4 protein-coding genes are annotated in these 16,263 nt (G+C 46.8%); all 4 read left to right on the top strand.

Annotation, left to right across the window (positions count from 1 at the left end; all coding sequences use genetic code 11):
* Positions 1-176: 176 nt before the first annotated feature.
* Complete coding sequence (locus tag GON05_RS08575) at positions 177-5,270, top strand: immunoglobulin-like domain-containing protein (RefSeq protein ID WP_157318752.1); 5,094 nt, start codon at positions 177-179, stop codon at positions 5,268-5,270.
* Positions 5,271-5,281: 11 nt separating this feature from the next.
* Positions 5,282-11,683, top strand: a complete 6,402-nt coding sequence (locus GON05_RS08570) for an S-layer homology domain-containing protein (RefSeq protein WP_157318750.1) — start codon at positions 5,282-5,284, stop codon at positions 11,681-11,683.
* 149 nt (positions 11,684-11,832) lie between these two features.
* Positions 11,833-14,199, top strand: a complete 2,367-nt coding sequence (locus GON05_RS39885) for an AraC family transcriptional regulator (RefSeq protein WP_181646225.1) — start codon at positions 11,833-11,835, stop codon at positions 14,197-14,199.
* Positions 14,200-14,612: 413 nt separating this feature from the next.
* On the top strand, positions 14,613-16,235 hold the full coding sequence (locus tag GON05_RS08560; RefSeq protein WP_157318747.1) for a type 2 periplasmic-binding domain-containing protein: 1,623 nt from the start codon (positions 14,613-14,615) through the stop codon (positions 16,233-16,235).
* Positions 16,236-16,263: the final 28 nt, after the last annotated feature.

Genomic DNA, 16,263 nt, shown 5'->3' with positions numbered 1-16,263 from the left:
TAGGCAGATTTTTATCTGCTTAGTTCTTTTTTTGTTTTCCAGGGAATTCCAATGTGCATTAGGACTTTTTTCATCTTTTATTTCGGGAAAATGACCTTTGGTACTATCGATATTTGTCGAAATTCGCGTAGAATGTGGGGGTTCCAAGTAAGCAGGTTCGATTAAAAGGAGGCTTTATGAGAAAAATTTGGGGGCTCTTCACAAGCATGATGCTATTGGCAGGTGTCGTCTTACCCTATCCGATAACAGTAAAGGCGGCAACCTTAGCGCCTGCTGGGGCTGTCAAGCAGCCTACAGCTGCCACGATCAGTTCAATCGGAGCCACGGTTTCTCCGGTAAACGGCAAATATTTTTTTACAGCAGGACAGACGATCAAGATCAGTGTTCCCTTCGAATCGTCGAACCCCTCTGTGAAATGCGATATGGAATCAACGATTCCCATTTCCATGAACGGTACGCAAGACTGGATCCGATTGTATAATGCCGTGTTTGAGGGCTACTCCTCTCCGGTCTATGCCATAGGGATTACCGCGGATATGCCTTCGGGGCTTGTAGATATTCAAAGAGGCCCGGATGGCTGCGGTCCTTCGGATGGTGTGAACATGCCTACGAATATGTGGAACGCAAACTCGAATGGGACTACTTATTTTACCGATGGCACGTCCATGAATAATGTGGCTTATTTCAAAAGCTTGATTCAGACGCCCATCTATATCGACAACGCGCTGCCTACCATCACGTTCGGCAATCTGCCGGCAGATACGAACTATAAGAAAGCGTTAGGAATAACCGTAACCGCCAGTGACTTGCCTTTGAACGAAAACGTTAAGCTTACGTATACGTGGACGCAAAGCCAGACAGCACCCGCTGCGGCAGATATTAATACGGTTATCACGAGCGGTGCTGCAGCCGTTGATCCTACAATACCTGGCATTTACTTTCTGCACGCCAAAGCGGTGGACGTTGTAGGTCATGAAGTGATTCAAACCAAAGGGCCTTTTTATTTGGATAACACCGTTCCAACGCTCACGTTCGGCAAACAATCGGATGCCACATATAAAAAGAGCCATGGTGTGACAGTTACGACCTCCGATACACCGGCAACAGCAAACACGAGTCTTTACTACGTGTGGTCACAGAGCGCAACGCCACCAGCGGCATCAGGGATTTCCGGAAGCCTTATTAACGGGGCCGCCCCCATTGATCCTACAGGGACAGGCGCTTATTACTTGCATGCAAAAGCGGTAGACCTTGCAGCGAATACAGTTATAAAAACAGCGGGGCCTTTTAATTATGATAATCAAGCGCCAACCATGAGCATGAATCCGACATCGGGAACAGCCAAGACGAGCCATACATTAACCTACACCGTTACAGATCCGCATTCCGGTGTGAAACAAGTCAATTACGAATGGTTCAAAGATGGGGTTTCTTACTCAACCGGGACGGGGAGCATCAGCGGTGGTACGCTCAATGTACCGAACAGTGTGGAAGGAAGCTACAAGCTGAAGCTAACGGCTACGGACAATTTGAATAACGTTGGCACCTTGGAAAGCTCCAATTTTATCATTGACAAGACAGCACCGAGCGTTTCCTTTACGGCGCAAGGTAATAGTGCTCCAGGAACTGCCCGCCAAGTAGGTGTTACGTTGCTGGATTCGCAAGGCACCTTAGGGCAAGCATTCTACTTATGGGGAACCAGTGTAACGACACCTGCAGCGAATGATTCCGGTTGGCAGATGTTTTTTGATGGAACCGGCAGCAAAACAACGTTAACAACAACGCTCTCTTCGCCCGTAGGCGCTAACGGTACGCAATATCTGCATATCAAGACAATCGACAGTGCAGGCAACATTGGATATGCGAAAACAACGCAGGGCTTTGTTCTCGACAATACGAAACCTACAGTAACGTTTACGCTTCCTAGCACAGCAGCCTACAGTAAGACACTGTCAACGGATTTGAATGTGACCGATAACATAACAACAAACCTGGCGAATTTTGTGATTAAATATGCGGTAACAACGCAAGCAACGACGGATGGGAACGATTCGACATGGGCGACGTCTACGATTAGAACCCTTTCGATAACGAATCAAACCGGCACTTTTTATATTCATACCAAGGTTTATGACGAAGCCGGCAACTGGACGTTGGCAACCGGCGGGCCCTATAAGCTGGATAATGAAATGCCAACAGGTGCTGTAAGCATCCCGAAAAAGTTCACGAACGTTACGACAGTGCCTATCCAGCTGAGTGCCACGGATTTGCAAGGTACGGTGGATAAGATGAGATTCGCCGTGGATAGCGGAGTATGGGGGAGTTGGGAGACGTTTACGACTGATAAAACGATCACGATTCCTGCCACACAAGGCACGCGAACGATAGCGGCTCAGTTTATGGATTCGGCGGGCAACATCTCAACGACATATTCGGATACGGTAACTTTTGATACTACAAAACCTGTATTGACGAATATTGCTTATAGCTCAACCGCATGGACGAATCAGCCTGTTTCTGCGACATTGTCAGCCACAGATAATGTGACGCCATCTGCGGACATAACGGTAGATGGGCTTACAGGGTTGACCTATGTTTTTCAGACCAATGGCACCTATACGTTCAATTTCCGAGATAAGGCTGGCAACGTGAATACGGCTGTAGCAACCGTAACCTGGATCGATAAGACCAAGCCGGTCATCACGTTGAGCACCAATGGATCATCCCAGCAGAAATCTGTGAGCACGATTGTTTATGCGACGGATTCGGGGGCTCCACAGAGTGAACTGACGTATGCGCATGCCTGGTCGACGTCCAATACGACGGAGCCAACAACGTGGACGCCACTCGGCGCAGATCACAAAGCGGATAAAAGTGAAGTGACCGGCACTTGGTATTTATGGGTGAAAGTAACCGATAAAGCGGGGAATGTGACGACATTCTGCAGCAATCCGTTTCTGCTCGATAACACAAGTCCGATCGGTACGATATCCTACAAGCCTGCTGGCTTGACCGCCAATAATGTGACGGCGACACTCACCACCAACGAACCTGTCGTCGTAACGAATACGGAGCTTGGGAAAAAAGAGCATGTATTTACAGATAACGGCCAGTTTCAGTTTGAATTTAAGGATGCAGCGGGGAATATTGGGGTCGCTATGGCTGAGGTTGGGTGGATTGATCGCAGCTTGCCATCCTCCGATGTCACGCTCACTCCGAACGGCTGGACGAACGGACCTGTTCGCGTCACGATCGATGCGGCAGGAAGTCCTGAGCGTGAATTACTGGACTTGACGTTCACAGGTGAAGCGCAAGTGATCAGCCAGACGGTGACGAAGGTTGTTTATGAATTTACGACGAACGGATCTCTCCACTATAAAGTACGTAATGTGAGCACAGGCATCGTAAGCAATGATGAGGTCATCGTTGACAAAATCGATCAACAGCCGCCAACGGGCGAGTTGGTCTACAGCACGGAAAGGCCGACGAATCAGGATGTTACCGTTACGTTGATGACCTATGATGACAATAACGGGACAGTTACGATTCTCAATAATGGCGGAAGCCCGTGGTATACCTTTACAGAGAACGGGCAATTCACATTTGATTACGAAGATGAGGCAGGCAACATGGGCCATCGGACAGCAGTGGTGAGCTGGATAGATAAAGAGGCGCCTCAGGCAGAGCTCAGTTTCAGCAAGTCTACTTGGACCAAGGATAATGTCGACGTAGAAATTTCCTTCACGGATCAATCTCCAGTGACGGTAACGAACAATGGGGGCAGCAAGCGGTACACGTTTACAGACAATGGTACGTTCGTGTTTGAGTATCGCGATGCTGCAGGCAATGAAGGGCAGACAGTCGCTTCTGTTACCTATATCGATCGAGAAGCTCCCGAGGCCATTGTTACCTACAGCCATATAGGATGGACGAATCAGGATGTCGTGGCAACGTTGACCGCTACAGATAACTCGGGCGTACCTGTACAGATTCTTAGTACGGGGAGCAACACGCATACGTTTACGCAAAATGGCTCCTTTACTTTTGTGTTCCAAGACGTTGCTGGAAATCAGCGTGAGCTGGTCGCCACCGTTGATCGGATCGACAAGACGCCGCCTGTTGCTTCCATTCAATATTCGGAAACGACAAAAACGCGATCGGATGTGCGGGCAACCGTTCTAGCGAATGAGCCCATCACCGTGATCGGCAATAATGGCAACACGGCTTATGATTTTACAAGCAATGGAACGTATTCATTCGTCGTAGTAGATCGGGCCGGGAATCAAGGTTTTGTTCAGGCGACGGTCAATTATATCGATCGAACACCACCTACACCGCGATTATCTTACAGTACGACAGCAGCTACAAAGGATGATGTCATCGTCACGGTAGATGCGGATGAGCCGTTCTATGTATTGAACAATAACCGTGCGAAGCAGGTTGTGTTTAAGGATAACGGCACGTTCACCTTCTATTTGCAGGACGTTGTAGGAAATTTGACGGAGATGCAAGCTACGGTAAATAACATTAATAAAACAAAGGCAAAAGTGACCTATACCTATAGTGAAACAGCACCAACCAAAAATAATGTGAATGTAACCATTACTTCCGATCAAGCACTTACTTTCACAGGTATGAGTGGAAATGTAGTCACTTTTACGAGCAACGGCACACGTTGGATTGACGCTGTAGATACGCTGGGAAATAAATATGCGTTACGTATCGATGTAAGCAATATTGATCGCGAAGCACCGAAGTTTACCTTTATCGGCGGCGAGCCCTTGCTGCTTGAAGTGGGAGCCGTGGTGAAACCACTGGCAGATGTCACAGCGACAGATAATGTAGACGGCGATATGACAGCAAAGATCAGCGTAACTCAAAATACGATTAATACCCAAGTACCTGGTGAATATGAGGTCGTGTATAAAGTGAAGGATCGTGCAGGCAATGAAGCGGTAGTGACTCGGAAGGCGATTGTCATCGCACCGACGGAGTTCACCGTTTACGTCAATTCTGTGAAAGTGCAGGATACCGATGTGGTTGTGTACGGCGATGCGATCCAACTTTCGTTGTTCGGCATTCAAGGAGCGAGCTCCGTGAAATGGGCGAAAGGACCGAAGAGCATCGGAGATTTCAAGGCAAATGCCAATCTGCTAACCAATGGAATTTTACCTATAACGGACTATGGATATTACACGTTACTCATTCAAAATCAAGAACGTCAGTTGAAGCTCATTCGTGTGTATATTTTACCAAGACAAGCTTCTTAGGAGTGTGAGCAATGATCAAGGATCGATTTCAGATAGGCAAAAAAATAGCGCTCATTGGAGCCGCGTTTGTCCTGCTCTTTCCGATCGGAAGCGGGTTGGCGTTGGCCGCTGAAGATGAGCTGACACCACTTACAGTTTCCAATACATTCATGGAAGTAAGCGTGAATAAAGAGACCGGAAGGTTCAGTGTCAATACCAAGCAAGGCTCCCCATTAAAGAGCGGCGACGATAACAAGGCGCTGCTTTTCAAGGAAAAGCTGCCGGAGACTTCTTTCACGACGTTTCGCATCAACGGGAAAGATTATATTTTCGGCAACGGGTATGGCTTCCTGGGATCGAACGGAAGCTTTACCTCCTCCCCGGCAAATCAGGGGTTGACGAATAAGTCGGTATGGAATATCGAAGGTATGGATATAACGCAGACGCTATCACTCGTCGACGATCCGACGAATCCTAACGCAGGCAATATGAAAGTTTCGTATCAAGTGAAAAATAAAACCAGCCAGAATCAGAGTGTGGGCTCCAGGATTTTGCTGGATACGATGCTCGGACCGCAAGACGCTTCCCCCATTTCGGTGGCCGGCGGGAATACGTACATTTCCAATGAGAAGGTTATCACAGGGCAGCTCCCTTATTATTGGAGTGCGACGGATAATCCCATCAATCCAAAGGTGATGTCATACGGCTTTATGCAAGGCTGGGGAAATAAAGCCCCCAATCAGATGATTATTGCCCATTGGAATGGCATTTCCCAAACTAAATGGGATTACACTGTAAATCCTTTACTCGATTTTACGAATAAGCAGAACGCTTACGGTTCTGCCGATAGTGCAGTTGCTCTTTATTGGGACCCGGCTAACATTGCTCCGGGTGGTGAGGCTGTATTCGAGACGTACTACGGTCTAGGCAGTTTTTTCACATCAAAGAAAGAAGCCACGTACCGGTTGCAAATTGGTGCGCCCAAGCAGTTGACGCTTAACGATAATCGTAACGGCTACAACGAAAATGAGTTTGAGATACGCGTTGATATTGATAATGCCATTGACCGTTCGGTAAATATGGAGGGCGTACAGGTCACTCTTGGCTTGCCTGATGAGCTGGAGCTCACACCCGGACAGGGAATAACGAAAGTAGTAGGCCGTATGAAGGTCGGCGAGACTCAATCCGTTACATGGCGCGTAAAACCTAAAATGCAGCTGGCGTATAAAGCAGCGCAATTTCAAGTCATCGCCCAAGCGGCAGGCGGAGAGGAGAGCATTCAGGCTTCTTATGTAGTTCTCCCTGCCTTAACGGGGGAAATTCCCAGCATGCAGCTGATGGAGGTTTTCCCGAGAAAACTGTACACGCTTGATGAGAAACCTGCGCTAACGCTGCAAGGAGCAGGGTTTGAGATTTTGAAAGGGTCATCAGGTTGGAATCTAGATCTTATTCGAGATCGCGATGGAGCAAGTGTAGCGATTCCTGCTTCGGACGTATCCATTCAAGATGATAAGCAAATTACGGCCAAGTTGAATTTAACCAGCGACCTGTGGAAGCAGCATAAGCTTGAAGTGGGCTCCTATACGGTGAGGTTGACGGCAGGCAGCAAAGTATTTGAGAAAAAAATCGAGTTTACGCTGGATAAAAGCTTTAAATCGAGAGATTACGGTATTCTGCTCGTCGTTGGCGATAACATGACGCAAGAGACGGGGCAAACCTACAGTTTGCTGCCTGTTAAGAGTGAAACCGAGCTTGCGAATTATAAAATGGAGTTCGAACGCTCAGGCGGTCGCCAAGTTTCGCTGCTGGAAATTCGAGGTTCCATCCTGGCGAAAAACGGCGATGGCGGGAAAGTTGTCTATGAAATTGATAAAGGTTCGACGATCAACTCTGTCATTCATCACGATACAACCGAGATGTTAACCGCTATCTTCGGAGAAGCTTCGCAAAAGATAACCATTCAGAAGAGCGGCAAGGACAGCACGCACGCTCAGGACTATATCAATTTGAAAGGGAATGGGGCACTTTCCATCCCGAACTTCAAATTTGCCTATGGGCCTTTCAGCGTTGAGTTGGAGGACGGTAAAAAATACGCGCTGGAAGCCAAGGAAGATGAGCAGGAACAGAAGATTGAAATCAAGTGGGACGTATTAAAAGGGTTATCGATTATTCAACGACTTGCTTGGTTTCAACTCAATATCAAAAACGCTGTCATTGGTACAGAAAGCGTGTCCTTCGGTGGACGGCTTGCCTTGGACTTCGAGCCAGGCCCTAAGAAGGACACAGGGAAAGACGGGGACTCAGGCAATCCGTCGAATCCACCATCGAATCCGCCATCGAATCCGCCGACAGATGTGACGGAGAATGTAGACGGCGAAGACGATGGGGCAGGCTCAGTGTTGGTCTCCGTTGATTTGGATGAGGCCAAGTTCGGTGTTCGGCAATTGGACAATGCCTTTGGGCCCGCGGGTAAATTCGGGTTTCTGGGATTGCGAGCCGAAGGGGAAGCGGGGCTGCCGAAAAATCTGGTCCCAGGACTTGATCTGGGGGTAGACGGTGTTGTTCGGGTAGACACGTTCGAGAAGAAATATGAAATTGAAGCCAATGTTCAATTTAAAGTAGTCGAGTTGAACGGAATGCTGACCATACGATTAACCGATACGAATTTCCCGATTATCGATAATTTCCGCTTCGTTGTCGGCGGGGAACCGGGTATTCCGCTGATTCCAATCGCTCCGGTTGCCTATATTACGAAGGGTGGAGGCGGAATTTATAACATTTACGATACGTTAATGGGCAATTATCAATTTCTGACTCCGCTTAAATTAGAAATGACTGGCGGCTTGAGCATCGCCAAAGTGTTTAAAGCGGATGATGCCACGGTAGGGCTATCGATGCGAGGTGTTGAATTCTCCGGCGCATTCGAGGTGCTCGGGATACAGCTTCTGGAAGAAGTATACGGAAGCGTACTGCTCAAGGATTCCTTCTCGCAGTTTGGCATTGAACTCAAGGCCGGAGCCAAAATTAATATTAAAAATTTGCTCACCGGTGAAGTCTACGTTGTCTTCCGGTACGATCCGGAGCAGCATGGCAAGCTCGGACCTGTTTACTTGGCAGGCGGCGGCAATTTGCAGGTGAAGCTTCCGAGAGGTTTGGTGCTAGCAGCGGCCGAAGGCGAAATTAGCTCGGAGAAAGTGGCAGGAAACGTAGAGTTTATTGGCATTCCTTGGGGCTTTGAGTATGAATGGGGCGACAAAAAGCCGTCCATCACGTTGGGCAAGCGTAACTTAATGAGCAGCAGAAGCCTAATGGCTGGAGTGGAGTCACCAAGCAACGAAGCAGCGGCCCCTGAGCAGCCAGCTAAAAGCCTCATCGAACAGACGTATTATGATGAGTCAGGGAGTGTTTCCGGAACGATGAGCTTCGGAACGAACATGAAGCCTGTTGCCAGTTCGGGGCCAAGAAGTAATGTGCAGCAGCAGCCAACGAGAAGACTGTTGAAAGCTGCCAATCCGAATGTATACTCCATTCCGGTTTCTTCGGAGCAGGAGATGGCCTTACTGGACATTACGTACTCAGGGGATCCCGCTGAGCTTCAAGTCACGGATCCAGCCGGCAATCCGTACCCGCTTGTCTCCGGTGAAAATTACGACATTCAGGAAGTTCCGGCTGAAGAATCTGCTTCCGGAGAGCGTGAGCAAAGCGTTCTGATCTCGATGAAGCATCCCATGGCCGGCACCTGGCGTGTAACGACAGATCGTGAGTTGGAGTGGACACTTGAAAATGTTACCGTACCTCCAACATTCACCAATGTCGATGTTCAACAACCGGATGCCACGAATCCGCAACAGATAACGGTGAATTGGCAAAGTGATCATACGACGAATGAAAAAGTTTCCTTATTCCTTAGCACCAACAATGAGAACGACCCTGGCAGTCTGCTTGTTCAAGACCTTGACGTTTCCGCAGGTTCTGCGCAAATCGTTTTGCCGAACTCGACGCCTAGCGGTACGTATTATGTGAAGGCAGTTTTGTCACAGGGTGAGACGAATGTAACCAGCAAATACAGCAGCCAACCGCTGCACATGGTGAATCCGCATCAACCGGCTTCTCCAAGTCAGGTTCACTTGCGCCCGGCAGGCAATGGACTGTTCGAGCTTTCCTGGAATGAGCAAGCGGTAGATGGATACACGGTACAAGTGTTGGATGAGAATGGGAAGGCCATTCCTAGCTTGGGTGTCATTGAACTGGCTGGCGATGTTCACCAGGCGAATATCGGCGGGACATTGCGTAACGAAGCCGGTGAAAAAGTCGGTATGCTGCCAGGCACCTCTTACAAAGTGTCCGTCGGCGCTTACAAATTAGTTGACGGCGTCAAAGTCTACAGCGAGCCTGCGGTTACGGATGCGGTCCTTTTACCGGAACCACAGCCTGCCCATATACAATTGTCGGTGCTTCATGCCAATCATGAGCCCATTACCAATACGTATTCACAGGATGGAACGACAACCTATATCACGAATGAAAATAGTACGCTCTTGCATATGCAGGCGGATCAAGCCGTATCATCCGACGTCATTGTAAATAACGTGAAGCAAGAACCGCAATCTGGGGCCGATTGGGAACGATCCATTTCGTTAAATGAAGGGGAGAACGTCATCCAATTATTCTCGACGAATGCGCAAGGCGATATCTCAGCTTCCAGCGTTCGTGTGATTTCGGATACGACTGTCCCTGATTTAAAAGTGGAAAGTGCACGCACCACGTCTGACCAGCAAACGGTCATCGTGAAAGGGATGGCGGAGCCAGGTAGTACGGTAACGATAAATGAGGAGCCAATTGACGTTCAGACGAGTGGCGCCTTTGAGAAATCGATACCTATGGAGGGCTACTTGTCCAAGCCTGTCGTTGTTACGGCGAAAGATATCGCAGGGAATGAAAACATGCTGAATGCCGAAGTTGTCAATAGTCAACTGAGCTCACTAACCAAAGTGGAGCTGCGTGCGAAAGAGGGACTGATGAATGACGGTGTGCTGCAGCTAGAAGCGGGCAGCGAACAGTCGTTGGAACTCATAGGGACAGACAAAGAAGGCAAATCATTCAGCATTGATCCTAACAGTGTGAAGTGGAGCGTCCTCTTGGGGGATACGAACGGGGACATTTCAGAGCAGGGACGCCTACAAGCTGAGTATGAAGGCGATATGGTCATCAAAGCTTCCTATTCGGTGGCGGGAGATTTTGCTTTTGAGGATACGATAGCTGTAAAAGTAACCAAACCGCGTGGAGCGCCGGAGACTCCTCCTATTCAATACGATGATTGGTACGTGCCGCCAACGTCCAGTGAGTCCGAGCATGGCGGTGGCAGTAGCAGTGAGTCCACAGATTCACCTGTAAAAGATACGCTGCAAAGAATTCTACAAAGGTTGATAGAGCAGGAGCAGGGTGTTGATTACATTACTTCTGCCATTCTTACCAGCAATCAGGAAAGTGTGGTTAAAATTCGCAATCGTGCCGTCATTCGCATACCGGCTCAACCGCTTCAGGAAAGCGTTGGACTGGGCATTGGCGCCGTGCGGGATCCAAAGAAATATGAGGCGGGTCGTCTGAAAGTGATTGGCGACATTTATGAGTTTAAGTTCGATAAACCTACGGTGCTTCAAAAGCCGGCGGAACTGACTGTTCGCTATAGTCTGGAAGAACTTCAGGATCCAAGTCGAGCGGCGATATACTGGTATAATGAACAGACGCATAAGTGGGAATATGTCGGTGGTCGCGTAGACCCGGCAGCAGGCACGATAACCGCTGCGTTGCCGCATTTTAGCAAATATGCCTTGATGTATAACGGTGATTTGCCGGTGTTCGAGGATATGCCTGAAGCGCATTGGTCCCATGATATGGTGTACAGATTAGCTTCAATGGGAGTAGTGAATGGCGTTCCTTCCAGCAATGGTTTAGCCTTTGAACCAGAGCGTTCCATTACGCGGCAAGAGTTTGCCAAAATCGCCGTTGGTGCCGAGGGCACAACGTCCGTCTCCACCTCACACGAGATCTCACCTGCGTTCGTGGATCAAGAGCTTGTCGCTACGTGGGCAAAGCCATATGTCACAGCGGCCATTGAACAAGGATGGCTCGGAGGTACGACGAGAGATGGAAAACGATATCTGGACCCTACGGTACCGATATCCAGAGCGGAGGCCATCGCGATCATCGGCCGCATGATGAAGGTGGATACAGCTGCGGCGGGTGGTGCAGAGGATTCCTTCACCGATGCTGAAGCTATCCCCGGCTGGGCAAAGCCGTATGTGTCCATGCTTGTGAAGCTAGGCGTCATCAGCGGATACCCGGATGGCTCGCTTCATCCGGAGGCACAGATTACTAGAGAAGAGGCAGCCGCTATGATTAGCAAAATGCTGGATGCCAAGGTAAGCAAATAAATACTTAGAAAAGACAACCCTTGTGGTTGTCTTTTTCTTTGAATGGATGGCGAAGAAAAAAATATTGGCTCTATTCAAACTAAGATGAGGTAGTGTACCATGGAACTACACATTTTTCTTGTTTGGAAGTATAGATGGGGGCTAACATCGTGCTAAACAGTATTTGGATGAAAAGACGAAGCGTTATCTTAACCTGGCTATTTTCTTACGTTGCCATTTTACTCCTGCCGATTCTAATTGGTGTGTTTGTATATCGTGAATCGAACGCGGCTTTGGAAGATGAAATTCATAGGGCTAATGATGCGCTATTGAAGCAAGTTCGGGAGATTATGGATAATGAATTTGAGAGCGTTTTACGACTGAATACCGAAATTACCTGGAACACCAAGATTCAAGATCTCATGTATACGAACAAACTGAAGCGGGATGACTACCAGTATTCCCTATATCAAGTTGCGATGGATTTTAAGCTGTATAAAACGTTTTATCCTCAAATTACTGATTTCTATGTGTATTACTCGATGGGAGATACCGGCCTCATGCCGGGGTTAGTACGAAGCGGCAAAGATGTGTACGAGCAAGTCCATAACAGCCCTAATTTCAGCTATCAGGACTGGTTATCTATGTTGACTTCGAGAAAAGAGCCATCTTTTGTTCCAATGGTTTACAGAAGCTTGAGCGGCAGCATGCATCAGTCCATAGCGCATATTAGTTATTTTGCGTCGAACACGGACACGAAACCAGAGGGAGCGGTTGTGATTCTTGTAGACGAATCCAAGTTATTAACGGCGCTTCAGAACGTTCAATTGTTCAATGGAGGCGAAGTGTTGGTTTTGAATAAAGAGAACCAGATTCTGCTCTCTTCTTTGGAAACCAATCAGCAACCGGTATTGACGAATCAGTTTGCTTCTGATGAACAAGGCTTCTTCCATGAAACTTACAATGGACAAGACTCCGTGTTTTATTATATTTCCTCCAAGAAAACGAATCTCAAATTTGTAACCATCATGCCTAGCGCTCTAGTGTGGCAAAAAGCGAATAATGTAAGATGGATTACTTATATTAGCATCGTTCTGAGTATACTCGGGGGAAGTTTGTTAACTTTCTTCTTTTTGAAAAAAAATTACAACCCGATCAGGCAATTAATTCTTACTTTCAAAGGTGAATCGAATGAACAATTGAATGATGGGAGTAACGAATTTCAATTTATCCAACACATGATTTCTAATACGGTAAATGAAAAAGAGCAAGCCAACATTCGTCTCAAACAGCAAAATCATTTGCTGCGATCTAATTTTATGAACAGGCTGTTAAAAGGCAGGGTCGACAACCAAATCCCGATTGAGGATGCGTTACCTGCTTTCGAGATGCACTTTGACAGTGATGAATTTGCCGTTCTTTTGTTTTATGTAGAGGCAAATGAGCTGTTTTTTTCGAGTATTAGTGGAAAAAATGATCATGAAAAGGCCAAACTGCTTCAGTTTATCGTTTCAAATGTTGTTGAGGATATCATGAACACGAAGCATATTGCTTATATGACCGAGATCGATGACATGCTCGCATGTATGATCAATTTCCGTGACTCGGGACAGGCAGGCCGTTTGGCCGAACTACGTCAGATGACCGAAGAAGCGCAGCAATTTTTGAAAATGAAATTTCAAATCGAGCTTACGGTGTCAATCAGTAATATTCACCCATCCATTGTCGATCTCTCGATTGCCTACAAAGAGTCTGTTGATGCGATGGAATATAAGCTCATTATGGGCCGAAAAGAAATTATTTCTTTTCATGAAATTCAAAATGAGGCATTGAATGAAATTCCTCAAGGGTATTATTACCCGTTGCAGGTGGAACAGCAGCTCATTAACTTTTTGAAAATTGGCGAATATGACCGGGCAAAGGAAACGTTGGATACCATCGTGGACAGGAATTTGAAAATCAATCAGATTTCATTACCACTGGCCCGCTGTCTGATGTTTGATTTGGTAAGCACGATGGTGAAGGCGCTTCATGAAATCGGTGATACCCAGGAAGAATCGTCTGGCGGCAGTCTGAAAGAGATCGAGAAGCTGACCGCATGCGAAACCATGCAGGATATGCATGAACAGCTCACAGAGATGCTGAAAGAAGTATGCAGTAACAATTTGGCCAAAAGAAAATCAACGTTGATTCAGATCAGGCATCACGATTTGGAGACATTAGCACAAAACATTGTCAGTTTTATTCAAGAAAATTATCACGATGCGGATATGAATATCTCGCTGATCGGTTTGCGGTTTGATATGAAATCAACCTATTTATCCAAATTATTCAGAGAGCAAACAGGAGAAGGGCTTCTCGATTACATCAATAAAGTTCGTATTGTGAAAGCCAAGGAACTGATCGAGAATCAGAACATTACCTTGAATGAAATAGCAAGTCTTGTCGGCTTCAGCGATGTCAACGCATTGATCCGGATATTTAAAAAGTATGAGGGCGTTACGCCGGGCAAATATAAAGAGATGTATTTGAAATAATTGAGGTGGAACCTGAGGGCTCTATTTCTGCGCTATAGGTACATTTTCAACAGCTTGGGGAACTACAGGGCTCTATTTCAACGTTTTGGGCGGACTTTCAACCCAATCCGGTGAAATAAAGGACCATAGTTCCCCTTCCGTACGTAAAGGGGCTCATTTTACAGAAATAACGCCCTGTAGTTCCCCAAGCTCGAAGTCGAAGCAAAAGGCTGCTGCAAAGCGGTCTTTTTTTCCTTTTTAGCCGGGAAAATCACAAATTTAATATGCGATTGTACAAATTTCAGATCGATTTTATGTTTTTTTTGATGACTTTGGAGGATTTTAAGATATTCAAATCGGGTTAACAAAAGCATAATAAAGAGGCGAAAGGCAAGCAGCCCGACAGCGTACACATTATAGGGAGGTAAACACAGATGAAGAAGAAAGTGAAACTGATATCAAGCACCTTATCCATCATTATGCTAAGTTCACTTGCAATTGCATGCAGTGACAAAACGGATAAACAATCGGCTCCATCATCGAGCGCTCCAGTTGAACAAACCGCCATATCGTATCCTCTGAAAAGCGACACGAAGCTCTCGTTATGGACAGCGGATTATACGCCGATCTTACAGATTAAGCCTAACGTGAATGATATTCCTTTTTATCAGGAGTGGCAGAAGAAAACGGGAGTTGGCGTCAATTTTCAAAATCCGGTTGCGGGTCAAGAAAAAGAGCAATTGAACGTCATGCTGTCTTCGGGCGATTTGCCGGACATGATTGAATATAATTGGAAGACAAACTTTCCTGGCGGTCCTGAAAAAGCCATCAAAGATGGCGTTATTATGAAACTCAATGATGTCATTGATAAGTACGCTCCTAACTTAAAGAAATATTTAAAAGAGCATCCTGAAGTCGACAAAATGGTGAAAACAGACAACGGAAGTTACTATGCCTTCCCGTTCGTTCGTGGGGATGAGTCTCTGATGGTCTTCCAAGGGCCTATGCTGAGACAAGACTATTTAACCGAGCTGGGCCTTCAAGTTCCAACTACAATGGATGAATGGTATACGGTATTAAAAGCATTCAAAGAGAAAAAAGGAATGGAGGCTCCTCTCACATTCCGGGGGCTGAACGATCTAAACAATGGAGCATTCATAGGAGCTTACGGAATTAATCGTTCCTTCTATGTGGATAACGGCCAAGTGAAGTATGGACCGGCCCAGCCTTCATATAAGGATTTCCTTGCTACGATGCGTAAATGGTATGCGGAAGGCCTGCTTGATAAAAACATCGCAACTGTAGATATTAAAGCGCAGGATGCTAATATGACATCCGGGAAATCCGGTGCCTCGATTGGTGCTGCTGGAAGCGGTATGGGGAAATGGTTAGGCGCAGTCCAAGGCAAAGATCCGAAATATAATCTCGTTGCAGCTCCATATCCAGTTTTGAACAAAGGCGATAAACCAAAATTCGGTCAAAAAAGCTTTGCATTCGGCTCGGAGCCTAGTGGCATGATTGCGATTACAGGAACGAGCAAAAATGTGGAGCTTGCAGCCAAATTCCTCGACTACGGCTATAGTGAAGAAGGACATAACTTCTTTAACTTCGGCACGGAGGGTGTCAGCTACAAAATGGATAACGGGTATCCGAAATATACGGATCTGCTGATGAACAACCCTGAGAAGTTATCCCTTGCGCAAGCGATGGGCCTCTACATCAGAGGAAATACAAGCGGACCTTTCGTTCAGGATCCACGATATCTCGAGCAGTACTATACGATGAAGCAGCAAAAAGACGCGATCGTTGCATGGCAGCAAACAGATGCAGTGAAGTATATGCTTCCTCCGATCACGGCTTCACCGCAAGAAAGCACGGAGTTAGCTAAAATTATGAACGAAGTGAATGCTTTGGTGGATGAAACATCGCTTAAAATTATTCTTGGAGCTGCACCACTTGAAGAATTCGACAAGTACTTATCCAAGCTGCAAACGTTAAATATTAACAGAGCGATCGAGATTCAAAAGGCGGCTTTGGATCGCTACAACAAGCGATAATTGATGATTGATAAGATGGGAAGGCTTA

The organism is Paenibacillus anseongensis (genome assembly GCF_009757995.1).
GTDB lineage: Bacteria > Bacillota > Bacilli > Paenibacillales > NBRC-103111 > Paenibacillus_E > Paenibacillus_E chondroitinus.
The sequence above is the reverse complement of the archived record's forward strand: the minus strand, read 5'-3'. Positions and strand labels throughout refer to the sequence as shown.

What these genes read in the sequence shown, in the direction of transcription:
- GON05_RS08575 (WP_157318752.1), top strand. Translation starts at nt 177, where the DNA reads ATGAGAAAAATTTGGGGGCTCTTCACAAGCATGATGCTATTGGCAGGT.
- GON05_RS08570 (WP_157318750.1), top strand. Translation starts at nt 5,282, where the DNA reads ATGATCAAGGATCGATTTCAGATAGGCAAAAAAATAGCGCTCATTGGA.
- GON05_RS08560 (WP_157318747.1), top strand. Translation starts at nt 14,613, where the DNA reads ATGAAGAAGAAAGTGAAACTGATATCAAGCACCTTATCCATCATTATG.